Annotated in this window: 25 protein-coding genes; 7 read left to right on the top strand and 18 right to left on the bottom strand. The window is 64.6% G+C overall.

Features of this window, described 5'->3' with window-relative positions:
- The first annotated feature begins 30 nt into the window (after positions 1 to 30).
- On the top strand, positions 31 to 447 hold the full coding sequence (locus ACOYW5_RS13685; protein WP_423069466.1) for a winged helix-turn-helix transcriptional regulator: 417 nt from the start codon (positions 31 to 33) through the stop codon (positions 445 to 447).
- Positions 448 to 486: 39 nt separating this feature from the next.
- Here the strand turns inward: ACOYW5_RS13685 and ACOYW5_RS13680 are convergent, their stop codons facing one another.
- On the bottom strand, positions 487 to 771 hold the full coding sequence (locus ACOYW5_RS13680; protein ID WP_423065443.1) for a hypothetical protein: 285 nt from the start codon (positions 769 to 771) through the stop codon (positions 487 to 489).
- Between the two features lie 40 nt (positions 772 to 811).
- Entirely contained in the window at positions 812 to 1,864 is a 1,053-nt protein-coding gene (locus ACOYW5_RS13675) for a LacI family DNA-binding transcriptional regulator (RefSeq protein ID WP_423065442.1), read from the bottom strand.
- A gap of 173 nt (positions 1,865 to 2,037) precedes the next feature.
- On the opposite strand from ACOYW5_RS13675, the gene ACOYW5_RS13670 reads away from it, so the two are divergent.
- Positions 2,038 to 2,199 carry a hypothetical protein gene (locus tag ACOYW5_RS13670; RefSeq protein WP_423065441.1) on the top strand — a complete coding sequence of 54 codons (162 nt, stop codon included), beginning with the start codon at positions 2,038 to 2,040 and terminating at the stop codon, positions 2,197 to 2,199.
- Between the two features lie 107 nt (positions 2,200 to 2,306).
- Here ACOYW5_RS13670 and irrA read toward each other — a convergent pair whose 3' ends face one another.
- Positions 2,307 to 2,735 carry an iron response transcriptional regulator IrrA gene (gene irrA / locus ACOYW5_RS13665; protein WP_423069465.1) on the bottom strand — a complete coding sequence of 143 codons (429 nt, stop codon included), beginning with the start codon at positions 2,733 to 2,735 and terminating at the stop codon, positions 2,307 to 2,309.
- A 197-nt stretch (positions 2,736 to 2,932) separates the two neighbouring features.
- Between irrA and fabA the strand changes: the two genes are divergently transcribed.
- Positions 2,933 to 3,436 (top strand): 3-hydroxyacyl-[acyl-carrier-protein] dehydratase FabA, encoded by a 504-nt coding sequence (gene fabA / locus ACOYW5_RS13660; protein ID WP_423065440.1) that lies wholly within the window; start codon positions 2,933 to 2,935, stop codon positions 3,434 to 3,436.
- A 22-nt stretch (positions 3,437 to 3,458) separates the two neighbouring features.
- Positions 3,459 to 4,685 carry a beta-ketoacyl-ACP synthase I gene (fabB, locus tag ACOYW5_RS13655; RefSeq protein WP_423065439.1) on the top strand — a complete coding sequence of 409 codons (1,227 nt, stop codon included), beginning with the start codon at positions 3,459 to 3,461 and terminating at the stop codon, positions 4,683 to 4,685.
- Between the two features lie 307 nt (positions 4,686 to 4,992).
- On the opposite strand, the gene ACOYW5_RS13650 is transcribed toward fabB, so the two are convergent.
- The 12 genes from ACOYW5_RS13650 to ACOYW5_RS13595 form a co-directional block, all read right to left on the bottom strand.
- Positions 4,993 to 6,252 (bottom strand): DUF763 domain-containing protein, encoded by a 1,260-nt coding sequence (locus tag ACOYW5_RS13650; protein ID WP_423065438.1) that lies wholly within the window; start codon positions 6,250 to 6,252, stop codon positions 4,993 to 4,995.
- Positions 6,253 to 6,487: 235 nt separating this feature from the next.
- Positions 6,488 to 7,264 carry a 2-oxo-tetronate isomerase gene (otnI, locus tag ACOYW5_RS13645; RefSeq protein ID WP_423065437.1) on the bottom strand — a complete coding sequence of 259 codons (777 nt, stop codon included), beginning with the start codon at positions 7,262 to 7,264 and terminating at the stop codon, positions 6,488 to 6,490.
- 103 nt (positions 7,265 to 7,367) lie between these two features.
- Complete coding sequence (locus tag ACOYW5_RS13640) at positions 7,368 to 8,924, bottom strand: alpha-N-arabinofuranosidase (protein ID WP_423065436.1); 1,557 nt, start codon at positions 8,922 to 8,924, stop codon at positions 7,368 to 7,370.
- 144 nt (positions 8,925 to 9,068) lie between these two features.
- Positions 9,069 to 9,998, bottom strand: coding sequence for an ArsR/SmtB family transcription factor (locus ACOYW5_RS13635; RefSeq protein WP_423065435.1), 930 nt, complete (start codon positions 9,996 to 9,998; stop codon positions 9,069 to 9,071).
- A gap of 101 nt (positions 9,999 to 10,099) precedes the next feature.
- Complete coding sequence (locus ACOYW5_RS13630; RefSeq protein ID WP_423065434.1) at positions 10,100 to 12,001, bottom strand: ABC transporter ATP-binding protein; 1,902 nt, start codon at positions 11,999 to 12,001, stop codon at positions 10,100 to 10,102.
- A gap of 150 nt (positions 12,002 to 12,151) precedes the next feature.
- Positions 12,152 to 12,517 (bottom strand): hypothetical protein, encoded by a 366-nt coding sequence (locus ACOYW5_RS13625; protein WP_423065433.1) that lies wholly within the window; start codon positions 12,515 to 12,517, stop codon positions 12,152 to 12,154.
- Between the two features lie 116 nt (positions 12,518 to 12,633).
- Positions 12,634 to 12,906, bottom strand: coding sequence for a hypothetical protein (locus tag ACOYW5_RS13620; protein ID WP_423065432.1), 273 nt, complete (start codon positions 12,904 to 12,906; stop codon positions 12,634 to 12,636).
- Between the two features lie 119 nt (positions 12,907 to 13,025).
- Positions 13,026 to 15,743: a translation initiation factor IF-2 gene (gene infB / locus ACOYW5_RS13615; RefSeq protein ID WP_423065431.1), complete on the bottom strand. Its 2,718-nt coding sequence runs from the start codon at positions 15,741 to 15,743 to the stop codon at positions 13,026 to 13,028.
- 121 nt (positions 15,744 to 15,864) lie between these two features.
- Positions 15,865 to 16,482: an RNA-binding protein gene (locus tag ACOYW5_RS13610; protein ID WP_423065430.1), complete on the bottom strand. Its 618-nt coding sequence runs from the start codon at positions 16,480 to 16,482 to the stop codon at positions 15,865 to 15,867.
- A 20-nt stretch (positions 16,483 to 16,502) separates the two neighbouring features.
- Complete coding sequence (gene nusA, locus ACOYW5_RS13605; protein ID WP_423065429.1) at positions 16,503 to 18,101, bottom strand: transcription termination factor NusA; 1,599 nt, start codon at positions 18,099 to 18,101, stop codon at positions 16,503 to 16,505.
- The gene (rimP, locus tag ACOYW5_RS13600) at positions 18,102 to 18,725 is read right to left on the bottom strand and encodes a ribosome maturation factor RimP (protein WP_423065428.1); all 624 of its coding nucleotides are present in this window, start codon (positions 18,723 to 18,725) and stop codon (positions 18,102 to 18,104) included.
- A 108-nt stretch (positions 18,726 to 18,833) separates the two neighbouring features.
- The gene (locus tag ACOYW5_RS13595) at positions 18,834 to 19,835 is read right to left on the bottom strand and encodes a ketopantoate reductase family protein (RefSeq protein WP_423065427.1); all 1,002 of its coding nucleotides are present in this window, start codon (positions 19,833 to 19,835) and stop codon (positions 18,834 to 18,836) included.
- A 307-nt stretch (positions 19,836 to 20,142) separates the two neighbouring features.
- Here ACOYW5_RS13595 and ACOYW5_RS13590 point away from each other — a divergent pair, with 307 nt between their 5' ends.
- Complete coding sequence (locus ACOYW5_RS13590; protein ID WP_423065426.1) at positions 20,143 to 21,138, top strand: potassium channel beta subunit family protein; 996 nt, start codon at positions 20,143 to 20,145, stop codon at positions 21,136 to 21,138.
- 74 nt (positions 21,139 to 21,212) lie between these two features.
- Positions 21,213 to 22,202, top strand: coding sequence for a MerR family transcriptional regulator (locus ACOYW5_RS13585; RefSeq protein WP_423065425.1), 990 nt, complete (start codon positions 21,213 to 21,215; stop codon positions 22,200 to 22,202).
- Positions 22,203 to 22,262: 60 nt separating this feature from the next.
- On the opposite strand, the gene ACOYW5_RS13580 is transcribed toward ACOYW5_RS13585, so the two are convergent.
- Positions 22,263 to 22,937: an FAD-binding oxidoreductase gene (locus tag ACOYW5_RS13580; protein WP_423065424.1), complete on the bottom strand. Its 675-nt coding sequence runs from the start codon at positions 22,935 to 22,937 to the stop codon at positions 22,263 to 22,265.
- A 282-nt stretch (positions 22,938 to 23,219) separates the two neighbouring features.
- Here ACOYW5_RS13580 and ACOYW5_RS13575 point away from each other — a divergent pair, with 282 nt between their 5' ends.
- Positions 23,220 to 23,564, top strand: a complete 345-nt coding sequence (locus ACOYW5_RS13575) for a hypothetical protein (RefSeq protein WP_423065423.1) — start codon at positions 23,220 to 23,222, stop codon at positions 23,562 to 23,564.
- A gap of 41 nt (positions 23,565 to 23,605) precedes the next feature.
- On the opposite strand, the gene ACOYW5_RS13570 is transcribed toward ACOYW5_RS13575, so the two are convergent.
- Both ACOYW5_RS13570 and trmB read right to left on the bottom strand, forming a co-directional pair.
- Entirely contained in the window at positions 23,606 to 24,010 is a 405-nt protein-coding gene (locus ACOYW5_RS13570) for a winged helix-turn-helix transcriptional regulator (protein ID WP_423065422.1), read from the bottom strand.
- Positions 24,011 to 24,180: 170 nt separating this feature from the next.
- Positions 24,181 to 24,894, bottom strand: a complete 714-nt coding sequence (trmB, locus tag ACOYW5_RS13565; RefSeq protein WP_423065421.1) for a tRNA (guanosine(46)-N7)-methyltransferase TrmB — start codon at positions 24,892 to 24,894, stop codon at positions 24,181 to 24,183.
- Positions 24,895 to 24,956: the final 62 nt, after the last annotated feature.

The raw sequence follows: 24,956 nt of genomic DNA, 5'->3' as shown, positions 1-24,956 counted from the left end.
AAATGATCGTCACGATCACCGATGATCGTAATGGGGAAGCCGATGGCCGTGCCGGAACTGAAGCTTGTTGAAATCGACTATGCCCATGAGGGCGCCGAGAACTGCAGGGCGCTCGGACAGATTTTCGACCGCATCGGCGACAAGTGGACGATCATGGTCGTCGGTGTCCTGTCGCACGGTCCGCTGCGCTTCAATGCATTGCAGCGCGCCATCCCGGGCATCTCCCACCGCATGCTGACGATTACGCTAAGGGGGCTCGAGCGCGACGGGATGGTCAAACGCACATCGTTCGCGACCATCCCTCCCCGCGTCGACTACGAGCTGACGGAACGCGGGCAGTCGCTGCAGCAGCCGTTGCAGACGCTTGCCTCATGGGTGAGATCGCAACAGCCGGGCATCAAGGAGTCGCAGCGCATCTACGACGAGAAGAGCGGGGGCGAGGACTGAGCTGCACTGGCGGACGACCGTCGCGGCGCGTCGATGGCCTCAAAGCTTCGGCAAGAGGTAGTTCGGCGTCCCGAAGGTTTGCAGCTGCTGCAGCTGGAATTTCTGCTGCAGCATGTCGCGCTGCAGCTGCTGGAGCTGCAGGTCTATCAGCGCCTTGTTGGCCTGGGCATTTGCCGATTGGACCAGTTCACGTTGCAGGCACAGCGTGCGGTTCAGGTTGTTCAGCGAATACGCCGTCTCGGCCGTGTCCGGCACCGGCGGGCAATAGGCCTCGGCGCCCGTCGCGAGCGCAAGAACAGCGGCAATGGCGATCAGTGTGCGCATGGCGCTGAATCTGGTGCGCCAGCGCCGGTTATGCAAGTCACTATCCGGCGCGCGCCGCGCTCTGGCGCACCACCAGTTCCAGCGGCAGCACTTCGCGATGCACCGCGCCGTCACCCTCGAGGATGGCCTTCACCGCCCGTCGCCCGATCTCGGCGATCGGCTGCGCAATGGTGGTGAGCGGCGGCGCGAAGGTCGCGGCCTCCGGCACGCCGTCGAAGCCGACGATCGAGATGTCGCCCGGTACGCTCAGCCCGCGCCGCGCCAGCTCCTCGATGGCGAACATGGCGACACGGTCCGACATGCAGAGGATTGCCGTGGGCGTCGACTGGCCGAGGATATGATCGAGGCCGCGGCTGACGCTCTCGGCGCTGCTGCGCGTCTCGTAGATCGGGATGCTTTGACGCGTGACGCCATAGAGCGCCAGTTCCTCGAAATAGCCGTTGGCGCGGTCGCGTGAGGTCGAATAGGTGGCCCCGGCGATGCGCGCATCGTCCACCGGCCCCTCGGTGAGGTCGTCGAACTCGAGCGCCAGGATGCCGAAGCGGCGATGCCCGAGCTCGCCGAGATGCCGCGCCGCCATCTGCGCCCCGGCGTAATCGTCGACGCCGATCGCCGAGATGCTCTCGTCGGGCTTGCCCAGCGCCAGCGCGACGAACGGCAGCTGTCGCTCGCGCGTCAGTTCCACCAGCTTCTCGCCGTTCTCGATGCAGAGCAGCACGAAGCCGTCGACCAGCGCGCTCTGGATGTTCCAGGCCAGTCGCTCGTCATTGCGCGCCGAAACCAGCGCCAGCCCGGCCGCCCGCTCGTCGCAGGCCTCGGAAATGCCGCGCATCAGCTCGCGCGCAAAGGGATCGTCGAAGAAATAAGAGAGCGGTTCGGCCGTAGCGACGCCGATGGCGTTGGATTTGCCGGCCCGCAGCAGCCGGCCGCGCGGATCGGGCCCGGCATAGCCGAGCTTTCGCGCCGTCTCACGCACCCGCTCGCGCACTTCCTCGCGCACGAGGTCAGGTCGGCTGAACACGTTCGACGCCGTGCCCTGCGACACGCCCGCCGCCTTCGCCACATCGCTCAAGCGCACCAGATCCCGCGCCATGCCCTGCCTTTCGTTTCCTTCGGCCGCAATCGCGGCAGTGGCCCCCTATAGCATCTCGATTGTATCGGTTCAATTTCTGCTTGACACTCATCTGTGATGGAGTATGAATTGAACCGATTCAAGCGGTCATCCGTTGACTGATTGAATCGGTTCAAGTCGAAAGGAGACTTGTCATGATCCCCGCCAGTTATCTCTACAAGGATGTTCTGCGCCACCGCTGGGGCCGCGACATCGCCACCGCGCCCACTACCGGCCCGGAATGGCCCACCCCCTCCCGCCTCCGCACCGCCCGCGATCTGTTCGACCTGGCGTTCGGCCCACGGCGCGGGCGTTAGGGCGGGGCGCACCTCGCCTATTAGTGCGCATGCCACCCATCGGTGTGGAGCGGCGCTGGAATGATGCGTTGCGCGCCGGGTGGCGATAACTCGCGCAGCCCGGAGCCTCAGCTCCGGCTCTTCTTCACTCGCACCACCACGTCGACATGGGTGATATCCATGCCCATCGGCGGCTCGGGCAGGTTCTGGATCACGATCGCCGAGGAGGGGATGTCGATCACCCGCTGCTCGTCCTCGAGATAGAAATGGTGGTGATCCGACGTGTCCGTGTCGAAATACGACCGCGACGCATCCACAGCCACTTCGCGCAAGAGCCCCGCCTCGCGGAACTGGTGCAGGCTGTTGTAGATCGTCGCCAGCGACACATTTACGTGTGCCATGTTCGCCTCGGCGTGCAGCTGCTCGGCACTCACATGCCGATGCGCGCCCCCGAACAGCAGTTCGGCCAGCGCCACGCGTTGACGGGTCGGTCGCAGTCCGGCCATGCGCAACACCGCCGTCAGGCAGGGTCGGCGCGACGGAACGGGACGGCTCATAAGGCTGCGGTCGGTCATCTCTACCTTTGGTGACAGGCCCTGTCAGACTTCGAGCTTATAACTTTGAGCACCGCCCTGCACAAGCGGCGGTCGGTCGCGGGGTTAAGTCGCGGTCCCCACCCCCAAGCGCTGCTTGACCCCCCGACCCGCCCTCTCTAGTAACGAACCCACTTATGCGAGCGGAGATGCCCCGGCCAATGACGGATCGGAAGAACGCCTACGGCTATGACGACCTGATCTTGAGCGGCAAGGGCGAGCTGTTCGGCCCCGGCTATGCGCAGCTGCCGGCTCCGCCCATGCTGATGTTCAATCGCATCACCCAGGTGAGCCGCGAAGGGGGTGCCTATGGCAAGGGCCTGGTGCGGGCCGAACTCGATGTGAACCCCGACCTGTGGTTCTTCCAATGCCATTTCATCGGCGACCCGGTGATGCCGGGCTGCCTGGGTGTCGACGCCGTCTGGCAGATGCTCGGCTTCTACCTCTGCTGGGACGGTTCGCCCGGCAAGGGCCGCGCCCTCGGCTGCGGCGAAGTGAAATTTTCCGGCCAGATCACCAATGATGTCAAACTCGTCGAGTATGGCATCGACCTGAAGCGGGTGATGAAATCCAAGCTCGTGCTCGGCATCGCCGATGGCTGGGTGAAGGCCGACGGCCAGATCATCTATGAAATGTCCGGCCTTCGGGTCGGCCTCTTCAGCTGACCGCGGGCGGGAGGATACTGCGATGAGACGTGTCGTCATCACCGGAATGGGGATTGTTTCCTCCATCGGCAACAATCTCGATGAAGTGGTGGTGAGCCTCCGGGAGGCCAAGTCCGGCATCGTCTTCGCCGAGGACTACGCCAAGTACAATTTCCGCTGCCAGGTGCATGGCGCGCCCAAACTCGATCCGTTCGAGGTGCTCGACCGCCGCACCACCCGCTTCATGGGTAAAGGTGCCGCCTGGAACTACATCGCCATGCAGGAGGCGATCGCCAATTCCGGGCTCGAAGAGAAAGACATCAAGAACCCGCGCACCGGCATCATCATGGGCTCGGGTGGTCCGTCCACCCCGACCCTGATCGAAGCCGCCGACATCACGCGCGAGCGCGGCCCCAAGCGCATCGGGCCGCTCGCCGTGCCCAAGGCGATGAGCTCGACCGCTTCGGCGACGCTCGCCACGCCCTTCGGCATCCAGGGGGTCAACTATTCGATCACCTCGGCCTGTGCGACGAGTAAGCACTGCATCGGCGCCGGCTACGAGCAGATCCAGTGGGGTAAGCAGGACATCGTCTTCGCCGGCGGCCACGAGGATCTCGACTGGTCGCTGTCGAACCTCTTCGACGCCATGGGTGCTATGTCCACCGACTTCAACGCCACCCCCGAAGTGGCCTCGCGCGCCTATGATTCAAAGCGCGACGGCTTCGTCATCGCCGGCGGCGCCGGCGTCGTCGTGCTCGAGGAATACGAGCACGCCAAGGCCCGCGGCGCCAACATCCTCGCCGAACTCGTCGGCTACGGCGCCACCTCGGACGGCTACGACATGGTCGCTCCATCGGGCGAAGGCGCCATCCGCTGCATGCAGCAGGCGCTCGCGACGGTGAAGGGCGAAGTCGATTACATCAACCCGCATGCCACCTCGACCCCGGTCGGGGATTTGAAGGAAATGGAAGCGATCCGCGCCGTCTTTGGTTCGGGCGAAGACTGCCCGCCGATCTCGGCCACCAAGTCGCTCACCGGCCACTCACTCGGCGCCACCGGCGTCCAGGAATCGATCTATTGCATCCTGATGATGCAGAACCGGTTCCTGTGCGAAAGCGCCAACATCGAGGAACTCGACCCGGCCTTCGCCGACATGCCGATCCTCAGAAAGCGCCGCGACAACGCAGACGTCGGAATCGCGCTGAGCAACAGCTTCGGCTTCGGCGGCACCAACGCGACGTTGGTGTTCCAGCACCCGGACGCAGCCTGAGGCTGCCGCCTCCTTATCCTCCCCCGCGGGGCGGGGGAGGTGTCAGGCGTAGCCAGACGGAGGGGGCGCAATCTCCCCGGCGACCCACAGAAGCTACGACTACCCTCGCCACCCCATCACCGACATCCCCGTGCTCGACCTGCGGACCAATCGAGGTCCGCGCTCGCGTCGAATCTTGCCCATCCACCGGGTGTCATCCCTGCAAAAGCAGGGACCCAACCATCCGCCTGCGCCACCTGAGAGTTGGATCCCTGCCTGCGCAGGGATGACAGCCAGTGTGTGGCGCTCAGATGCAACCACTCGCTCCCTAAACCCGCATCTTCGCCCTTGCGTAGGCATTGGGCGCATCGTCCATCACCGTCCGCCCGCCATATTCCGGTGAGCGGCGCCGCTCCTCGGCGATGAACTCGTGGAACCCCGGCCCGCCAGCCCCCTCCATCGCCCGGGCCTGCACGTCGAGCCGCCTGATCGCCGCCAGTTCCTCATCCGCACCCAGCCGGGCCTTGCCCACGGCTGATTTCAGCACCCGGATGGTCTCGTCGTAGACCTTGAGCGGCACCGGGAAGGGATGTCCGTCCTTGCCGCCATGTGCCATGGCGAAGCGCCCGGGATCGGCGAAGCGGTGCGGCGCGCCATGCACCACCTCTGCCACTTGCGCCAGCGCGCGCACCGTGCGGGCCCCGACGCCCGGCACCAGCAGCAACTCGGTGAAATCCGCTGGCGCCCGGTCGGCGGCCGCGGCGAGGCTGCCGTGCAGCCGGCGCAGCATCACGTCCTTGGGCCGGATGTCGTGGTGCTCGGGCATGATGAGGTGCGGCAGCATCGGCTCGTCGCTTTCGACCGGCGCCGGCTCGACGATCCCCTCGATCTGCGCGACCTCGCGCACGATCGCGTCCGGTCCCATCGCACCAAGCAGCACCGCCTGCGCATTGCGCGAGCGGGCGGCACGGGCGTCTGTCAGGTTGACGATCGTCCCCTGCGACGCGCCCTCGATGGCGGCATGCGGTGTCTCGACGAAGCTCGCGAGCCCAGCCGATTGCCAGTGGTAGCGCCGGGCGGTCTTGGCATCGCCCTTCATTCCCTGCTGCACCACCACCCACTTGCCGTCATCGGCGACGATGAAGCCGTGGAGATAGAGCTCGAACCCGTCCTGCACCGCCGCGCTGTCGACCTTGGCCACCAGCCGGCTGGCGCGCGCGAGCGCCGCGCCATCGAAGCCGACCCGGTGGCCGATCGCCACCAGCTCGTCCGGTGTCTTGCGCGAATGGCGCCCGCGCCCGCCGCAGACATGCAGCCCCAATTCACGCTCCAGCGGCCGCAGCCCGCCCTTCAGAGCTCCGATGACACTGGTGGTGATGCCGCTCGAATGCCAGTCCATGCCCATCACGGCGCCGAACGACTGGAACCAGAACGGGTTGGCCAGCCGGCTCAGCAGTTCATCGCGACCATATTCATGTGCGATCGCCTGGCAGATCACCGCACCGAGGCGCGCCATCCGCTCGCTCAGCCACTTCGGCACCCGCCCGCCGTGCAGCGGCAAATCAGCGCTTCCAGCCCGGTTGGCCATGGGAGAAATCCTCGTTCCCGACGAGGATAGCATGGGAACAAACAGGAAACAAACATGGCGCAGGTGCATGGTGCGGTTTGCCCGCATTTCGCCCAACCCCCAGCTGTCATCCCTGCGAAAGCAGGGATCCAACTCTCAGCTGGCGCGGGTGGTAGCATGGATCCCTGCCTTCGCAGGGATGACATCGTGGGCGTGGCGCTGCTGGTCGGCAACCTCAACCGTCGCCGCAAGCAACTCACCCCATCTCCCGCATCCACCCCAGCTCCGCGCCCGCCCCGCTGCTCGGCTTATACTCGCACCCCACCCAGCCGTCGTAGCCAAGCCGATCCAGTTCCTGCAGCACGAAGCGGTAGTTGATCTCGCCGCTGCCCGGCTCGTTGCGGCCCGGGTGGTCGGCGATCTGGATATGGGCGATGCAGTGCCTGAGCCGCGCGTAGGTCGGCACGAGGGCGCCCTGCATCACCTGCGCATGGTAGATGTCGTACTGGATGAAGAGGTTGTCCTCCGCCACCGTGTCGAGGATGCGCTCGGCCATGGCGACCGTCGGCAGGAAATAGCCCGGTATGTCGCGCGTATTGATGGGTTCGATGAGCAACTGTACCCCGGCCGCGGCGAGGCGCGGTGCCGCATGGCGGAGATTGGCGACGAAGGTGGCTTCGAGCTCCGCCGGGTCGGCATCACCAGGCGCGAGCCCGGCCATGCAGTGGACGCGACTGCAGCCGAGCGCCGTGGCGTAGCGGATCGCCGTCTCGACGCTGGCTTCGAACTCTGCAACCCGGTCGGGCAGGCAGGCAATGCCCCGCTCACCCGCCCCCCAGTCGCCCGTCGGCAGGTTAAACAGCACCTGCTCAAGCCCGTTTTCCCGCAACAGGCCAGCCACCGTCTCCGGCGGCAGGTCGTAAGGCGACACGTACTCGACAGCTGCAAAGCCATCGCGCCGGGCCGCGGCGAAGCGCTCGGAGAACGGCAACTCGGGATAGAGGAAGCTCAGGTTGGCAGAGTATCTTGGCATGGCCCAGCCAGAGCATGCCGGCCGCGGGGCGTAAAGCGCGACCTAGCTTGGCCGCGAGCGTGCCGGTGATCCTCCCCCGTAAACGGGGGAGGACATAGTCAGATCAGATCTTCACGCGGATCATCTGGTACGAGTGCGGCGGCAGCTTCACGCTGAGCACCTTGCCGTCGACCTTGGCGCCGCTGCCCTTCGCCGGCACGACGTTGTTCGGGTCGGCGCCGGTGTTGACCGCGCGCAGGTCGCGATGCGTCATCACCTGGTGGTCGATCACCGAGCCCTGGCCGAAGCCTTCGAGGCTGAGCTCGACATCGATCGTCTCGCCCGGATTGCGGTTCACGGCGAAGAAGCTGACCGTGCCCTCCTCCTCGTTGTGGACGCCCGAGACGTCGACATAGCCGACATTGTCGCCATGGATGGCGTCGTAGCCCGGCGACTTCACGTCGAGCTGCAGCGCCGTACCGCGGCCGAACACCGAGGCGAAGTAGTAGGGGTAGTAGATCGTCTGCCGCCAGGCCTGGCCCTTGGGATCGGTCATAATGGGGGCGATCACGTTCACCAGCTGGGCGATGCAGGCGAGCTTCACCACATCTGAGCGGCGGATGAAGGTGTTGAGGATCAAGCCGACCTGCAGCACGTCCTCGAAATTGTAGATGTCCTCGAGCAGGCGCGGGGCATGTGGCCACCCGTCATTGCCGTCGAGGATTTTGCGATCCTGCTTGTTCGAGTGGTACCAGACGTTCCACTCGTCGAAGCTGATATAGACCTTGTGCTTCGAACGCTTCTTCGACTTCACGAAGTCGATGGTCGAGGCGACCGTCGCGATATAGCTGTCGAGCTTCTCGTTGAGCGCCAGGTAGTTGGCTGTATTCCGTGCCAGCACATCGGGACCGGCGCCCTCGATGAGCGCCTGCTCGTTTTCGCGGTTGGCGAAATACATGTGCAGGCTGATGTGGTCGACATTCTCGTAGGTGTGCTCGAGCACCTCGCGCTCCCAGTCGGGATAGGTCGGCATGTTCGAGTGCGACGAGCCGCAGACGATCAGTTCGAGCTTCTTGTCGAAGGCGCGCATGGTCTTGGCCACTTCGTTGGCCAGCCGCCCGTACTCGTAGGCCGTCTTGTGCCCAACCTGCCAGGGGCCGTCCATCTCGTTGCCGAGGCACCAGAGCTTGACGTTGAACGGGTCGGCGCGGCCGTTCTTCTTGCGCAGGTCGCCCCAGTACGAGCCGGTTGGGCCGTTGACGTATTCGAGGAAGTTGCGCGCGTCGTCGAGCCCGCGCGAGCCGAGGTTGATGGCGAGCATCATCTCGGTATCGACCTTGGCGCACCAGTCGGCGAATTCGTGGACGCCGACGGCATTGCTGTCGGACGTGTGCCAGGCGAGGTCGAGCCGGGTCGGGCGCTCTTCGCGCGGGCCGACGCCGTCTTCCCAGTTATAGGCCGAAACGAAGTTGCCGCCCGGGTAGCGCACCATCGGGACCTTGAGCTCTTTCACGAGCTCGGCCACGTCGCCGCGCATGCCGTTCTCGTCGGCGGTCGGATGGCCGGGCTCGTAAATGCCCGTGTAGATCGCCCGGCCGAGGTGCTCGAGGAACGCCCCGTAGACCCGGTCGTCGATCTTGGAAATAGTGTAGTCCTTGTGCGCCGTAACCGTCGCCCGCATCGGCTCCTCCATAGACCCGTTTTTTGGATTTATATCGCGTAGCTTGATATGGAACCGACCGGAGCCCGTCAAGGGGGCCCGGCGGACTGGCAGAAGTTCATGGCCTGTACGTAGCCAAAGTGCCGACTTTCGCCGTCCGGGAGGTCACTGTTCCACTTCGATCCGGAGCACGATGTCCTGGTCGTAGTTGCCGAAGCCGTGCCCGAAGATGTTGATACCGCCGGGGTGCTTGGCATCCTCCTTCACCCCGATCCGCAGCCGGATCGAGTGGTGCGTGTCGAGGTCGAGATCCTTCAGCGACACCGGGGATATCTTCACCCCATCGACGAACGTGCCGGTGCCGTTGACCCGGAAACCCTTGAGCTTGCCGTACTGGCTGCCCTTCAGTTTCCACCAGTCGGGCGTATAGACGCCGCGCTTGTCGCCGAAATCGCCAGGCGACGTCCAGGTGCCGATATCCTGGCCATTGACCGAGATCGTGATGTCGCTCGGCCAGTCCGCGCTTGTACCTGGCACCTCGGACGAAAGCTCGAGCGAGAACTCCATCGAGGTGATCCGCTGCTGCGCCAGCCGGGCGTTATTGGGGAACTGATATTCGAGGTAACCCCTTGTAAACCAGATCAAACCCGCCCGCATCCGGTCCGGATCGAGGAAGGTATCGGGCACGTCGAGGAGGCCGATGATCCCCTCGGTAGAGCACAGCCCGCACGGCGCCGACACCTCGCAGCTGGTATAGAGCCCGAGCGGCATGGCGACCTCGATCGCGTTCGATTTGAGCGGCCGGATGTCCTCCTTGAACATCACCAGCACCTCGTCGAACAGGCTGTGGCAGATCTTCTGGTTGCCCTTGCGCGCCTTCTGTGTCTCGGTGCGGACGAGCCCCGCATCGACCAGCGTCTGCATGTTCGATGAGATCGTCGATTGCGGCTGTTTCAGCTTGGCGGCGATGTCGTTGACATTCATCGGCCCCTCGACGTGGAGCAGCTTCAGGATCGCCACCCGGACTTCCGAGGCAAGCGCCTTCAGCACCTCCGGCCTCTCCTCCGGATCGACAAGCAGGAAATTCCGGCTCATGAATCGACGTCCCCAATGGTCATCGGGATTTGTATCAGCAGTTTCGGTATAGTCAAAGCCGGGAAAGGGATTCCCGCAGCTTCGCACGCAACGCCAATGGCTTAGCGATATCCGGAAGCCTGCAGCTCGAACAGCTCGGCATAGCGCCCGCCGTTGACCATGAGTTCGGCATGGGTGCCGGCCTCCTCGATCCTGCCATCGGCGAGCACGACGATGCGATCGGCCATGCGCACGGTCGAGAACCGGTGCGAAATGAGGACGGCCGTGGTGCCTTCTGCGAGGTTCTTGAAGCGCGTGAATACCTCTGCTTCGGCGCGCGCATCGAGCGCTGCGGTGGGCTCGTCGAGGATGATGATCTCGGCGTCGCGCATGTAGGCGCGGGCGATGGCGAGCTTCTGCCACTCGCCGCCGGAAAGGTCGTGACCCTTGGCGAAGGTGCGGCCCAGCATCTGGTCGTAGCCGCCGGGCAGGCGCTGGATCACCGGGTCCGCCAGGCTCTGCCGGGCGGCCGAGACGATGCGCTCCCGGTCGGACGCAGCCTCGATGCGGCCGACGCCGATATTGTCGGCGGCCGAGAAGCTGTAGCGCAGGAAATCCTGGAAGATGGCGCCGATATGGGTCCGGAGGTCGGCGAGTGCGAAGTCACGGATGTCGATGCCGTCAACGGTGATGCGGCCCTCGTCCGGGTCGTAGAGCCGGGTCATCAGCTTGACGATGGTGGTCTTGCCCGCTCCGTTCTCGCCCACGAGCGCGAGAGTTTCGCCGGCGGCCACAGTGAAGCTCAGGTTGCGCACGGCCCAGCGGTCCGAGCCGGGATAGCGGAAGCCGACATCCTCGAACACGATGCCCTGCCGGAGCGGCACCGGGAAGGGCTTGGGGTCGGCCGGGTCGGTGATGGTCGGCTTGATCTCGAAGAAGCCGAACAGGTCGTCGAGATAGAGCGACTGGCCCGCGATCTGGGTGAAGCCGATCAGGATCTGCTGCAGGTACCCGTTGAGCTGGCTGAAGCTGCCGGACAGGAACACCAGCGTGCCGATCGAAAACTCGCCGTGCAGCGTCCGCCACACGATGTAGGCGTAGGCGGCGTAGTAGGTGAGGGTGGAGAGCGAGGCGAGGAGCCCCGTCTGCAGCGCCCGCTTGATCGAGAGGTTGCGGTTCTCGATGAGGATCTGGTCGCTCAGCGTCTTGAATCGACCGGAGAGGAACCCGCCCAGCCCGAACAGCTTGATCTCCTTGGCGCTGTCGGCGCTGGCCCCGATCTGGCGCAGGTACTCGAGCTGCCGCCGCTCGGGCGAGCGGTTGTGGGAGATCCAATAGGCGAGGCGGTTGAACTTGAACTCGCCCCACACGGCTGGGATCAGCGCCACTACGAGCAGCCCGATCAGCAGCGGAGCATAGACGAACAGTCCCGCCGCCAGCGCGATGGCAGTGATCATCGCCTGGGCTTGGCCGAAGAGTTGGGAGATCACGGTGGAGCGCGATCCCGCCTGCCGACGCGCCCGCTCGAGGCTGTCCTGGTATTCGGACTGCTCGAAATGCTTGAGGTCGAGTTCGGCCGCATGCTGCATCAGCTCGAGACTGACAGCATTGGAGTGGCTCTCTCCCAGGATGCCGTCGACCACGTTGATCGCGCGGTTGAAAGCATCGCGGGCGAAGACGAGGGCGAACTCGGCGCCGAGCAGCAGAGCCAGGTAGGTGAGCCGGCCGCTTTCGACCCAGTCGGTGACTTCGGGCCCGGCACTGCCGAGACCGGTCTGCTGGACCACTTCGTCGATGATCAGCTTGGTGAACAGCAGCACCAGCGGCGGCTGGACGGCGACGACGAGACGCAGCGCGATCGACAGCGACATCAGCCATGGGCTGGTGCGCCACATCTGTGCGAACAGGCGGCCGAGATGGCGGAAGGTTTTCAGGCGCTCGCCCTTGTCGAAGGGCAGTGCGTCGGGGATGTCGGGGCCGTTGAGACCACGTCCCCCGCCGCTTCTGCCGCCGACTCCACGCATCAAATCACCTCAGAATCGAAAACAATCCTAAGGTGCGGCCGCTGGTTGTGAAACCGGCCAAACGGGGAGGCGGCCGAGGAACGATTGCGGTCCAGCCACTTCGGCTATGGCACGGTCCGCGGCGTGTAGTCGATCAGTCCCGGGGAACGGTTATGGGACGGGTTGGGTCGGTGAGGGGAGTGCGGGCGCCGGGACGATGGCGGTCGGTTGGCTTAGTGTTACGTTGATCGGAACCGGCGCGGCCGTAGGCGCCGGCAGCAACCTCACCGCGAACTGCGCCAAAACACCCAGTATGAGAACGACTCCGCCAACACCGGCTATCCAAAGGCGGACCTTATCGAGTTTCAGCCGGGCTTCCTTGATCTCGTCGCTGGCTGCTGCCAGTCGAGTAGTTAGGTCACGCACATCGCTCTTAAGCTCCGCAATTGCGTCAAGCTTCTCGCCTTGTTTTTCTATCGCTTTGGTCAGCGTCTCGAGGTTGGCGGCAATTCCCCCTTGCGAGCCCTTTAGTTCCATTATGGCCTGAAGGGCAAAGCTGTACCCAGACCTATCGCCAGGCGGATCGCTGGTCTCAAAGTCAATATCCGAAGACACCGTCTCCGTTACTCTAGAACGAGTCGGTGCTCTGCCGGTCAATTCTCGCCTCGCCGGACCATGTGCAGCTTGAGCCACTCCCAAACGTCAGTTGGGAATCGACCAGAGTAGTTCGATATTGGAAATGCGATGGCGCTAACATCGTTGTTCGTGCGAATCTTTATGGCCTCGGCGAAAGCCTGAGTTGTCGCCTCGTAGTCCACGAGCCACGAGTTGTCGCTTAGGGCGTAAACAGAATCCTTTGGGAGAGCAGCAATTTGCTCTGCCACCTGCACCTTGCCCTTCTTAACAACAACCACGTAGACAGGCATAAATCTAGGATCCTACGTCAAGAGGGTCAGGTCAATTGGCGCTGGCGGCGGAAGTTACAACACCGACCCTAGCGTAAGGCAGAGGCACTACGAATAGCTCGTAAGCCTCTACCAACACGTTACAGCGTGCGCGTCACCTGCTCCACGCGGAAGCATTCGATGACGTCGCCGGCGCGGATGTCTTCGTAGTTCTCGAAGGCCATGCCGCATTCCTGGCCGACCGGCACTTCCTTGACTTCGTCCTTGAAGCGCTTGAGCGTCTTGAGCTTGCCTTCGTGGATAACGACGTTGTCGCGCAACAAGCGCACACCGGCGCCGCGTTCGACGATACCCTCGGTGACACGGCAGCCGGCGACCTTGCCGACCTTGGTGATGTTGAACACTTCGAGGATCTCGGCGTAGCCGATGAAGGTCTCGCGACGCTCCGGCTTGAGCAGGCCAGACATCGCCGCCTTCACGTCATCCACGAGGTCGTAGATGATGTTGTAGTAGCGGATCTCGATGCCCTCGCGGGTGGCGAGATCGGAGGCCTGCTTGTTGGCGCGGACGTTGAAGCCGATGATGATGGCGTTCGAGGCCGAAGCCAGCGTCACGTCGGATTCGGTGATCGCGCCCACGCCGCTCATCAGGATCTGCGCCGACACTTCGTCGGTCGAGAGCTTGTTGAGCGAGGCGTTGATCGCTTCGACCGAGCCCTGCACATCGCCCTTGATGATCAGTGGGAACTTGCTGACGCCCGAGGCCTTGAGCTGATTCATCATCTGCTCGAGGCTGGTGGCGCCACCGCCCGCGGTCTTCTCGCGGATCGCACGCTGGCGATACTCGGTCACTTCACGGGCACGCGCCTCGGTCTCGACCACGCTGAAGCGGTCGCCGGCCGACGGCACGCCGGTAAAGCCCAGCACTTCCACCGGAATGGACGGGCCGGCTTCCTTGACCTGCTCGCCCTTGTCGTTGATCAGCGCACGGACGCGAGCGAACTCGGTGCCGGCAACGACGATGTCGCCGATCGCGAGCGTGCCGCGCTGCACCAGCACGGTAGCCACTGCGCCACGGCCCTTGTCGAGCTTGGCTTCGATGACCAGACCCTCGGCGCGCCCATCGCGGGCCACCTTGAGTTCGAGCACTTCGGCCTGCAGCAGGATGGTCTCGAGCAGCTTGTCGAGGCCGGCCTTGGTGACCGCCGAGACTTCGACGTCCAGCACATCGCCGCCCATCGATTCGACGAACACTTCGTGCTGCAGCAGTTCGGTACGGACGCGCTGCGGATTGGCCGACGGCTTGTCCATCTTGTTGATGGCCACGATGATCGGAACCCCGGCCGCCTTGGCGTGCTTGATGGATTCGATCGTCTGCGGCATCACGCCGTCATCGGCCGCCACCACCAGCACCGCGATATCCGTCGCCTGGGCGCCGCGGGCACGCATGGCGGTGAACGCCTCGTGGCCTGGGGTATCGAGGAAGGTGATCTTCTGGCCGTTCTTTTCGACCTGATAGGCGCCGATATGCTGGGTGATGCCACCGGCTTCGCCCGAAACGACGTTGGTCTCGCGGATCGCATCGAGCAGCGAGGTCTTGCCGTGGTCGACGTGGCCCATGATGGTCACGACCGGCGCGCGGTTGGTCAGGTCCTCGGCCTTGTCGTCGGCCGGGATGTCGTAGAGGCCCTCTTCGACGTCCGCATCGGACACGCGCTTGACCGTGTGGCCGAGTTCGGTGGCGATCAGTTCGGCAGTGTCGGCATCGAGGATATCGGTGATCTTCACCATCTGGCCCTGGGCCATCAGGATCTTGATGATGTCCACGGCACGTTCGGCCATGCGGTTGCCGAGTTCCTGGACGGTGATCGCCTCGGGAATCGTCACTTCACGGCTGAGCTTGGGCGCGGCCTGCTGGTTGCGGCCCATCTTCTTGTCGCGACGGCGGCGCATGGCCGCAAGGGACGGACCCTTGTCGCGATCGGACTCGGAGCCCGCATTGGTCACCGTCAGGCGGCTGCGGGCGAACGCCTCTTCGCCGGCGCGACGGGTCGGACGTTCCGGTGTTGCCGGAACGCGAGCCGCACCACCGCGACGGGCGTTCTCCAGTTCATTGGCGCTGACCAGCGGACGCGCTGCCGGAGCAGTACGAGTCTTGCGGCCATCGGCCTCCGACGGCGGGGCCGGCGGAATATTGGCGCCGGGCGGGGTCGGCGTGGGGCGGCGCTGCGGTGCGGTTTCGGCGGCACGACGGGCCGGCGACACGCGCGGCTCACGCGATACGGTCGAAATCTCGGCGACTTCCTCGAGTGCCTTCTCGGCCTCGGCGGCACGGACCTTGGCGTCTTCGGCGCGCTGTGCCTCTTCGCGGAGGGCGCGGCGGCGTGCATCTTCCTCGGCGCGACGGGCATCCTCGGCGCGGGCGCGGGCTTCGTCCTCGGCCTGGCGGCCGGCAGCCTCACGCAGGGCGCGGACGCGGGCGTCGGCTTCCGTGGCGCTCAGGCCACCACCCGGACGCGGGCCACTTCCGGAACGGAGCGGCGGCCGCGACTGGTTGGAGCGGTTGTCGTAATTCGGACGGCCACCCTGCGGCGCACCGGACGAAGCCGGGCGTCCGCCAGCCGGAGCCGACGATCCGCCGCCCGTCTGCTGCGGGCGCGGCGCACCGGTAGAGCCGTGCGGCACATGCGGGGCATGCGAGCTCGGAGTGCCCGCCGGGACGAACCGGGTACGCTTCTCGACGACCACGGTGCGCGAGGAGCGCGCCATGTTCGGGCGGTTCCCCAGGTTGGGAGCCCCCTTCAAGGTCAGCGTCTTCTTGCCTGCACCAGAGTCTTGCTTGTCGTCGTTATCAGCCATGTATCTCGCGTCTTCCTTCACGAAACGTGCCCGTGGAAGTGCGTCACCGCGCTTCCGTTCACGTCCGATTGTCGGGCTCAGGGGGCGGCGTAGCGCTTACCGCGCCGCTCGAATAACCCATCTAGTTGGCGTTGTAACGGGTGAGTCTTTCACCCCGTTGCACCGCCGCCTGGGCCGCGCCCCCTTTAATGAGCGCAGCATGTATCACATTTTCGATCCCGAGTGCCAAACCCATTTGGCCCGAATCGAGTAATTCGAAATGCGGGGTTTCCGGCGGGTTTAAGCCCGCTTCTTCCGCCGCCATCGTGTAGCCCTTGAGCGAGCCCAGGAGCTTCTTCTTGCCGTCCTCGGCCGCGTCGGTCGCGGTGATGAGGCCGATGACTTCGCCGGCTTCGATCGCCGACTTCACCTTGCTCGACCCGGTGATCAGCTGCCCCGCCTTCCGGGCGAGACTGAGGGCGGAGAGATACCGCTCTTCGAGTCGCCGGCGCGTCAGCCCGCTCAGATCATCGGGCACCTTCACTTCGGCCTTGAGGCTTTTGGCGAAGGCCTTCTTCTTTTGCGCCTCGGCGACCTTGCTGGCGCCGAGGGTAACCCAGACGCCGCGGCCTTCGGCCTTGGCGTCCGTATCGGGAACCAGCTCGCCGTCGGGTGAGACGACGAACCGGATGAGCTCGGATGCGGGCTTCACCTCACGGGTCAGCGCGCACATGCGCTCAGTGTCTTCACGACCAGCCACCGGGGCTCAAAAGCACCCGATTACGCGGGCGCTCCCTCTTCCTCGATCGCCTCTTCGGCGACGGCGAGGTCTTCCTCGGTGATCCAGCCGGCCTTGAGACGGGCCTGCAGGATCATCTCCTCGGCTTCCTCGCGGGAAACCGGGAAGTCCTTGAAGGTGCCGTCGAAGCGCTTGGTCTCGCCGTCCTTGCGTTCGGTCCAGCCCACGAGGTCATCGGCGGCGCAGCCGGCGAAATCCTCGATGGACTTGATGTCTTCCTTGCCCAGCGCGACCAGCATGGCCGCATTGAGGCCCGGGATCTCGTAGAGCTCGTCCAGCACGCCGAGCTTGATGCGCTCGTCGTCATTGGCCTTCTCGATGGCGTTGAGATAGTCCACCGCGCGCTGCTGGATCTCGCCAGCAGTCTCTTCGTCGAAGCCCTGGATCGAGGCGATTTCGGAGAGGTCGATATAGGCGAGCTCTTCGACCGACGAGAAGCCTTCGGAAGCCAGTAGTTGGGCAACCATCTCGTCAACATCAAGGGCCTGCATGAACAATGCCGAGCGCTCGGTGAATTCTTTCTGGCGGCGCTCGCTCTCTTCCTGCTCGGTGAGGATGTCGATATCCCAGCCGATCAGCTGCGAAGCGAGGCGCACGTTCTGGCCGCGGCGGCCGATCGCGAGCGACAGCTGCTCGTCCGGCACCACGACCTCGATGCGCTCGACCTGCTCATCGAGCACGACCTTGGCGACATCGGCCGGCTGCAGCGCCGAGACGACGAGGTCGGCGATCGACTCGGTCCACGGGATGATGTCGATCTTCTCGCCCTGGAGTTCGGCAACCACCGCCTGGACGCGCGAACCGCGCATACCGACGCAGGCGCCGACCGGGTCGATCGAGCTATCCGACGAAGTCACGGCGATCTTGGCGCGGCTGCCCGGATCGCGGGCGATCGAGCGGATGGCGATGATGCCGTCGTAGATTTCCGGCACCTCCTGCATGAACAGCTTGGCCATGAACTGCGGATGCGTGCGCGACAGGAAAATCTGCGGCCCGCGCTGCTCGCGGCGGACGTCGTAGATATAGGCGCGGACGCGATCGCCGTAGCGGTAGAGCTCGCGCGGGATCAGCTCGTCGCGGCGGATGATGGCTTCGCCACGGCCGAGATCGACGATCACATTGCCGTATTCGACGCGCTTGACCGTGCCGTTGACGATCTCGCCGACGCGGTTGATGTACTCTTCGTACATGCGGTCGCGCTCGGCATCGCGCACCTTCTGCACGATCACCTGCTTGGCCGACTGGGCGGCAATGCGGCCGAACTCGATCGGCGGCAGCGGCTCGGTCAGGAAGTCGCCGATCTTGGCGTCCGCGGCCTTCTGCTTGGCATATTTCAGTTCGATCTGGCGGCCCGGCTCCTCGACGGCCTCGACGACTTCGAGCAGGCGCCACAGGCGCAGCTCGCCGGTCTTGGGGTTGATCTCGGCGCGCACATTGGTCTCGGCGCCGTAGCGGGTCTTGGCCGCCTTCTCGATGGCGTCCTGCATCGACTCGATGACGATGATGCGGTCGATCGACTTCTCGCGGGCAACGGCATCGGCGATCTGGAGCAGTTCCAGACGGTTCGCGCTAACGGCCATTTAGTTGGTCTCCTGTTCAGAGTCGGCAGTTTCTTCAGGCAACTCGACGGTCTCGATTTCTTCATCGTCGTCGATGGGGAATTCTTCCTGGTCGACCTGCGCCATGTTCATGAGCTTGTCGGTCATCACCAGCTTGGCCTCGGCCAAGAGCATCAGCGGCAGCTTGTGGTCGGGGTCGGTGTCCTTGGGCGCATCGGGCAGGGTGACGGTCACCGTGTCGGCGTCGACGGCCTTGATGATGCCGCGGAAGCGCTTGCGGCCATCGAGCAGGTCGGAGAGCTCGATCTTGGCTTCATGGCCGATGTAAGTGGCGAAATCGCGGGCGCGGACCAGGGGACGGTCGATGCCCGGCGACGACACCTCGAGGTGATATTCGCGGTCGATCGGGTCCTCGACGTCCAGCACGGGCGAGACGTCCTTGCTCAGCCGCTCGCAGTCGGTGATCGTGAAGCGCCCCGTCGCGTCCTCGGCCATGATCTGCAGCGTCAGGCCGTTCTCCTGCGTCATCTTGATCCGCACGAGGCTATAGCCGAGGTCATTGGCCACCGGTTCGACAATGCGGGCGATCCGCGCTTCGAGCCCGGTTTCCTTGATGTAGCGTTTTTCGTTGAGATCGAAGCTCATGAGCCCCTTGAAAACAAAAAGAGCGGGGGCCGGTCAGGCACCCACTCCGCTTTACAGCCAGAGATGTTGTTGGCGCTGATATAGCGCTGCTGGGCTGAAAGCGCAAGCTCAGCCGAGGCCGAGCCGCCGGCTCAGAGCCTCCGCGCTCATCGAGCCCGGAACCGCTCCTTCCCCCACCAGTTCGCGGCCGATCTCGCACAATGCCGCATTCACCGGCGTCGGCACGCCATGGAGTCGCCCCAAGAGCACGATCTCGCCGTTGAGGAAGTCCGTCTCGATGCTGCCGGCGCCGCGCTTGAGGCTTTGCGTCGACGAGCCGCCGACGCGCGCATAGCCCTCGACCGGGCCCATCTCCATAACGCCCTTGCGGCGCGCCGAGCCCCAGCCGACATCGAGCCGCTCGATGCCGGCTGCGCTATAGACCGCTTCGGCTTCGGAGCGCGCCGCTGCCATGATCCCGGGCGATGTGTTGCCGCGTGCGAGCGTCTCGAGCGGGGCGCTGCGCTGTCCGAGCGCCGCCTCAACCACATTGCCGAGGTTCTCGACGAGCTTGCCGTACTTGGACCGCATCACCTCTTCCATCGGCGTGATGGCGAGGTTGGCGCGCGTCAGCGCCGCGGCGATAGCAGTGACATTGTCGTCGAGACCGCGCGGATAGCGTCCGATATCGAGTATGGCATGCCGGGGCGTGCCGAAGCAGGTGACCTCGCCGGGAATGGTATAGTCGGCCGGCGTCATCACCGTCGCGCCGTAGACATTGGCGAAATAGCGCAGCGCCAGCCGCTCGTTGTTGACCCCGTTCTGCGCGCAGACCACCGGCCGGTCGCCGAAGCCGGCATCGCGCAGGGCGACCAGCGCCGCCGCGGTATCCTGCGACTTCATCGTCAGCACGGCGATATCGCCATTCTCAAAGTCGATCTCGGCCGGGGCGGCAAACACCGGGAACCGTACGCGCTCGGCGCCATCAGGTGTGCGGAACAACAGGCCATCGGCCTTGATGGCCTCCAGCATCTTGCCGCGTGCGATCCCCACGACCGCCTGCCCCGATTGCGTCAGCGCCGCGGCGATCGTGCCGCCAACCGCCCCGAGGCCATAGATGATGAACCGCATCGCAATCTCCCTTTGCGCGCCAGTCTGGCGCCCGGGGCGATGGGTGACAACCGGGATGAAAGGCGAACCGGCGGCGGCAATGCGTACCCAGCGCAAGGACACCGCCGCCGGCTCAGCCGACCGGGCAGCAGCCGGACGGCCCCAAGCACCGCCATAGAGGCAGTCACTTAGGTGAGCGCTTTACTAACGCCCGAAGACGCTTAAGTCAACGCCTTAGTGATTGTCACGCGACCGCAATTGTCTCCATCGGTATCCGCCGATAGAGTGCCGCTCCCTCCTTCGACTCCAATTCACGGACATCGACATCATGGAATACCGCCGCTTGGGCAAGTCTGGCCTCAAGGTCAGCGAATTTTCGTTTGGCGCATGGGTGACCTTCGGCAAGCAGGTCGGCGAAGACGCCGCCGCATCGCTGATGGGTTACGCCTATGACAACGGCGTCAACTTCTTCGACAATGCCGAGGGCTACGAGCGCGGTAATGCCGAGATCGTCATGGGCGAGGCGCTGAAGGCGCTGAACTGGAGCCGCGACACCTATGCCGTCTCCTCGAAGGTGTTCTGGGGCGGCGACAAGCCGACGCAGAAGGGCCTCAGCGCCAAGCACGTCACCGACGCCGCCCACGCCGCGCTGAAGCGCCTGCAGGTCGAATACCTCGATCTCTATTTCTGCCACCGCCCGGATCTCGATACCCCGATCGAGGAAACCGTGCGCGCCATGCACAACCTCGTCCAGCAGGGCAAGATCATCTACTGGGGCACGTCCGAGTGGACGGCGCAGCAGCTCACCGAGGCCTACGCCATCGCGCGCCAGGAGCACCTGACGCCGCCGACCATGGAGCAGCCCGAATACAACCTGTTCCGTCGCGAGAAGGTCGAGCTCGAGTTCCTGCCGCTCTACAACCTGTTCGGGCTCGGCACGACCATCTGGTCGCCGCTCGCCTCGGGCATCCTGACCGGCAAGTATAATGACGGCGTGCCGGTCGATTCGCGCATGAACCTGCCCGGCTACGAGTGGCTGAAGGAGCGGCTCGAGAGCGACAAGGGCAAGGACGAGCTGGCCAAGGTGAAAAAGCTCGCCAAGCTCGCGGATGATGTAGGCCTGCCGATCCACCACCTGGCGCTGCTCTGGTGCAACGCCAACCCGAACGTCTCGACCGTAATCCTCGGCGCGTCCAAGCTCAGCCAGCTCAAGGACAACCTCGAGGCGCTGCAGCATAAGTCGAAGATCACCCCCGAAGTGCTGGCCGAGATCGAAACGATCGTCGGCAACAAGCCGCCGGCCCCGCAGCGCTTCGCGGCCTGACGCACGTTTCCCCGTTGACCTGGCCCTTGGGGCTGCCCCGATTAAGGAGCGGTCCCAGACCAGCGAGGTGATTCGTGAGCTCTACCGCACAATTCCTGACTGCCACCGAGGCCGCCACGCGCCTCGGTGTTTCCGCCAAGGCCCTGCGCCTCTACGAGCAGCGTGGCCTGATCCATCCGGTCCGTACCGCAGCGGGCTGGCGCACCTACGGGCCCGCAGAGATGGCCCGCGCCCGCGACATCGTCGCCCTCCGTACGCTTGGCCTCAGCCTCGCGCAGGTCGCTCGCGTCCTCGACGGCGAACCGGCCGCACTGGCTGCGGCACTGGACGCGCATCAGCAGGCCCTCGAGGCCAACGTCCGGACGATGTCTTCTACTCTCGCGCGCGTGCGCGAGATGCGCAATGAACTGGCCGCCGGGCGCGCGCCGAACGTCGCGACACTGACGCAACTGATCACTGCCCCGCCAGCCGCCGCCTTCGATTTGCCCTGGCCCTGGGGCGGCGAGCACTTCGAACTCAGTGCCCTCGACCCCGTCACCTACCTCACCGGGCCGCTCGGCAGCGGCAAGACCAAGCTGGCACTGAAGCTCGCGGAGGTTCTGCCGGGGGCGACATTCCTCGGCCTCGAACGGCACGCGGAGGCCGAGGCCGGCGGACGGGGGCGCGAAGCGCTCGACTGGCTGGTCGGCGAGGGCGCGACCGAGACCGAAGCCCTGACCGCGCTGCTCGCCGGAATTGACGGTGCAGAGGAGGGAGCCATTGTGGTCGATCTCGTCGAACAGGGGCTCGACGCGGCAACGCAGGAAGCACTGGCGGCCTGGCTCAGGCGTCGCAGCCCTGCCCTGCCGCCGCTGATCGTGTTGACCCGTTCCTCCGCCATCCTCGATCTCGACGCGCCCGCTGGCGAAACCGTCATCTACTGCCCCGCCAACCACGCGCCGCCGCTGGTCATCCGCGCGTGGCCTGGCGCGCCGGGGCTCGATCTTGTCACCAGCTGCCTCGCGGCACCGGAGGTGCGGGCCCGTACCGAGGGCACGATCGCCTGGCGTCCGACGGCGGCCTAAGCGCTTTCAGGAAAAAGTTGCAGACTATTCCGGTTCGAAAGCGCGACGACTCAACAACCCTTATTTCTCCCAGGTGAGGGCTTCGGTGCTGGCGCCGAGGCCCTCCAGCGTCTCGCGCAGCTCTTTCACCATGGGGTCAGGCCCGCAGAGGTAGAAGTTCTGCGAGATGTCGCGGATATGCCTCTTGATGAAGGCCTCGTTGATCCGCTCATGCAGCAGGCCCGAGGCAGTCGGATCGTCCGTCACTGTCCAGGTGACCTCGAGCCCATCATCCGCCATGGCCTCGAACTCTTCGCGGAGGATTATGTCGTCGGCCTTGCGGTTGGAGACGACGAGGCGGTGACCGGCGAGCTTCCCATCCGCCTGCAGCTGGCGGAGGATCGCGATGAACGGTGTCACTCCCGCCCCGCCGGCGATGAAGACGCCCGGCCCGCGATAGGTAATCGTTCCCCACGGGTCGCGCAGGATCAGCCGGTCGCCCGGCGATAGCTCCCACAGCGCCTTGGTCACCCCGTCATGGTAGAAGTACGACTTGATGGTGAACTCAAGATGGTCCCAGTCATTGAGGGCGGTGAAGGTGAAGGGGTTCTTCTTTTCTCGGTAGCCGTCACGGTCGATGGAGAGTTCGGTGGCCTGCCCGGACTCGAAAACGTAGCCTTTTGGCTTCTCCAGGACGTAGCGGCGCACGTTATGCGTAACTTTCTGAATATTTAGGATCTTAACACTCTGCTGCACGGTGCACCTCCTGGGCCGTCGAAAAGACGCCCGAAACCACGTTCGGTTGCACGCTCAATCCGTCGAAAACGGGCGAAAAACCCAGCTTCGGCCTTTGGTTTCCTTTTGGCAACCAACCCCCCCAAAGGCATGTGGGTTTCTCGCGCGACAGTGGCACTCCCACCTGTAAGCCTCTGCATTAACTGAGGAATTTCAACCCCCGTCGATGCAGATTCTTGCCCTTGTGAGGGGCCGGGCAAAGTCCGATCTCCCTGTTGTCCAGAAAACGAAAGGGACATGAAAATGAAGACTTCTGCTCTTGGCCTTGCGGCCCTTCTCATCGCCGGCGGCCTGTCGGTTCCCGCTTTTGCTGCTGACTCGTCGTTCGACGACGACTTCTACCTGACCCAGCTGCAGCAGCGCGGCGTCAATGCCACTGCCGTGTACGAGAACGCCAACGACATCATCCGCGCCGACGTCAAGCTGGCAGACGGTTCGACCGAGTTCCAGTACTTCTACCAGGACACTCTCGCCCCGGTGAAGGCTCCGCAGGGCAACACCCGCGTGCTGAGCAAGCTCGACACTGGCGTCAAGGTCGCTCCGGTGACGACTGACTCGCTGCTCTTCACTGGCGACCACGACGACTGATGTGGACGCTCACCGGATCGGCCGGGTTGCCGGCCGATCCGCTACCGCCCGGTGCTGAGCCGCAATTGCGGCTCGACCGGTTCGGTGTCCCGGGCATCGAACATGGCCCGTGCCTCGACGACGCTTTGCCAGTGGCGGGACGCAAAGGCTTCGAAGGCTTCGAAAGCCTTCAGCGCTTCGTGACCGAGTTCGGTCAGGGCATAGTCGACCCGCGGCGGAATGGTCGCATAGCTCGTCCGCGTGACGAAGCCGTCGCGCTCCAGCGCCCTCAGGCTCTGCGTCAGTGCCTTCTGCGAAATGCCGTTGATATCGCGCTGCAGTTCGGAAAAGCGCATGGTGTCGCGCCTAAGGTGCAGCACAACCACCAGGGTCCACTTGCTCTGGCGGCTTGCCAGCATGCCTTCTATGGCCTCGAAACTGACGGGCCGGCGGCGGTGCTCAGGCATGGCCCAACTCCTCGATAGACAGTGAGACCGCCTCTTCAGGCGGCGCGAGCTCATCCCCGCTGTCCGATATTGTTCGCGCTCCGGACTTTTCTAGAGGTCCGGCGCGATTTCATTGGGCTGTTGCCTAAACGTTCTGCCAAATCGCCGTTTCAAGGAAACGGCGGGCGGCTCTAGAGACGCGTGAAGGTCAGGTAGAAGCTGACCATGCGGCCCGCGAGGCGGGCCTTTTCCTCGTATCGCGTCGGCTCCCAGCCGGGATAGGGCGCGTGCCATTCGCCGGCGCTGGCGGGCATGAAGCGGAATTCGGGCGCCCTCAGGATATGGGCGAGCGTCCAGTTGGCGTAGTCCTCGATATCGGTGGCGAACCGGAACAATGCCCCCGGCTTCAGCGTGCGGGCCAGCTCGCTCAGCGTCGTCGGTGAGATGAAGCGGCGCTTGTGATGGCGCGTCTTCGGCCATGGATCGGGATACAGCAGGTAGGCGCCGTCGAGCGAGGCATCGGGCAGCTTCTGCAAGAGCTTCAGCGCATCGTCGGTGAAGAGCCGAACATTGCCCAGCCCGTCCTCGTCGATCTTTTCGATCAGCTTGGCGATGCCGCCCGAAAACACTTCGCAGCCGATGAAGCCGGTTTCCGGGCTCTGCCGCGCCTGCCGCGCGAGGTGCTCGCCCCCGCCGTAACCGATTTCGATGATGCGGCTTGCGCTGTCCGGAAACAGCGCCACCGGGTCGACAATACCCTCGCCCAGCTCGATGGTGAGCTGTGGCAGCAGCTCCTTGAACAGCCGGTCTTGCCCCTTGTGCAGCCGCTTGCCCGAGCGCCGCCCGAAAAAGGCACGCGGTTCGCCATCGACGTTGAGGGGATGGTGGGGCTTCTGGTCGGTCATAGGCCTCACCTACACTACGATGTCATTCCGGCGAAGGCCGGAATCCATCCTGAGATGGTGCG

Source organism: Devosia sp. CN2-171 (assembly GCF_049354815.1).
Classification (GTDB): domain Bacteria; phylum Pseudomonadota; class Alphaproteobacteria; order Rhizobiales; family Devosiaceae; genus Devosia_A.
This window is presented reverse-complemented; position numbering and strand designations above follow the sequence as displayed.

What these genes read in the sequence shown, in the direction of transcription:
- ACOYW5_RS13685 (WP_423069466.1), top strand. Translation starts at nt 31, where the DNA reads ATGGGGAAGCCGATGGCCGTGCCGGAACTGAAGCTTGTTGAAATCGAC.
- ACOYW5_RS13680 (WP_423065443.1), bottom strand. Translation starts at nt 771, where the DNA reads ATGCGCACACTGATCGCCATTGCCGCTGTTCTTGCGCTCGCGACGGGC.
- ACOYW5_RS13675 (WP_423065442.1), bottom strand. Translation starts at nt 1,864, where the DNA reads ATGGCGCGGGATCTGGTGCGCTTGAGCGATGTGGCGAAGGCGGCGGGC.
- ACOYW5_RS13670 (WP_423065441.1), top strand. Translation starts at nt 2,038, where the DNA reads ATGATCCCCGCCAGTTATCTCTACAAGGATGTTCTGCGCCACCGCTGG.
- irrA (WP_423069465.1), bottom strand. Translation starts at nt 2,735, where the DNA reads ATGAGCCGTCCCGTTCCGTCGCGCCGACCCTGCCTGACGGCGGTGTTG.
- fabA (WP_423065440.1), top strand. Translation starts at nt 2,933, where the DNA reads ATGACGGATCGGAAGAACGCCTACGGCTATGACGACCTGATCTTGAGC.
- fabB (WP_423065439.1), top strand. Translation starts at nt 3,459, where the DNA reads ATGAGACGTGTCGTCATCACCGGAATGGGGATTGTTTCCTCCATCGGC.
- ACOYW5_RS13650 (WP_423065438.1), bottom strand. Translation starts at nt 6,252, where the DNA reads ATGGCCAACCGGGCTGGAAGCGCTGATTTGCCGCTGCACGGCGGGCGG.
- otnI (WP_423065437.1), bottom strand. Translation starts at nt 7,264, where the DNA reads ATGCCAAGATACTCTGCCAACCTGAGCTTCCTCTATCCCGAGTTGCCG.
- ACOYW5_RS13640 (WP_423065436.1), bottom strand. Translation starts at nt 8,924, where the DNA reads ATGCGGGCGACGGTTACGGCGCACAAGGACTACACTATTTCCAAGATC.
- ACOYW5_RS13635 (WP_423065435.1), bottom strand. Translation starts at nt 9,998, where the DNA reads ATGAGCCGGAATTTCCTGCTTGTCGATCCGGAGGAGAGGCCGGAGGTG.
- ACOYW5_RS13630 (WP_423065434.1), bottom strand. Translation starts at nt 12,001, where the DNA reads ATGCGTGGAGTCGGCGGCAGAAGCGGCGGGGGACGTGGTCTCAACGGC.
- ACOYW5_RS13625 (WP_423065433.1), bottom strand. Translation starts at nt 12,517, where the DNA reads ATGGAACTAAAGGGCTCGCAAGGGGGAATTGCCGCCAACCTCGAGACG.
- ACOYW5_RS13620 (WP_423065432.1), bottom strand. Translation starts at nt 12,906, where the DNA reads ATGCCTGTCTACGTGGTTGTTGTTAAGAAGGGCAAGGTGCAGGTGGCA.
- infB (WP_423065431.1), bottom strand. Translation starts at nt 15,743, where the DNA reads ATGGCTGATAACGACGACAAGCAAGACTCTGGTGCAGGCAAGAAGACG.
- nusA (WP_423065429.1), bottom strand. Translation starts at nt 18,101, where the DNA reads ATGGCCGTTAGCGCGAACCGTCTGGAACTGCTCCAGATCGCCGATGCC.
- rimP (WP_423065428.1), bottom strand. Translation starts at nt 18,725, where the DNA reads ATGAGCTTCGATCTCAACGAAAAACGCTACATCAAGGAAACCGGGCTC.
- ACOYW5_RS13595 (WP_423065427.1), bottom strand. Translation starts at nt 19,835, where the DNA reads ATGCGGTTCATCATCTATGGCCTCGGGGCGGTTGGCGGCACGATCGCC.
- ACOYW5_RS13590 (WP_423065426.1), top strand. Translation starts at nt 20,143, where the DNA reads ATGGAATACCGCCGCTTGGGCAAGTCTGGCCTCAAGGTCAGCGAATTT.
- ACOYW5_RS13575 (WP_423065423.1), top strand. Translation starts at nt 23,220, where the DNA reads ATGAAGACTTCTGCTCTTGGCCTTGCGGCCCTTCTCATCGCCGGCGGC.
- ACOYW5_RS13570 (WP_423065422.1), bottom strand. Translation starts at nt 24,010, where the DNA reads ATGCCTGAGCACCGCCGCCGGCCCGTCAGTTTCGAGGCCATAGAAGGC.
- trmB (WP_423065421.1), bottom strand. Translation starts at nt 24,894, where the DNA reads ATGACCGACCAGAAGCCCCACCATCCCCTCAACGTCGATGGCGAACCG.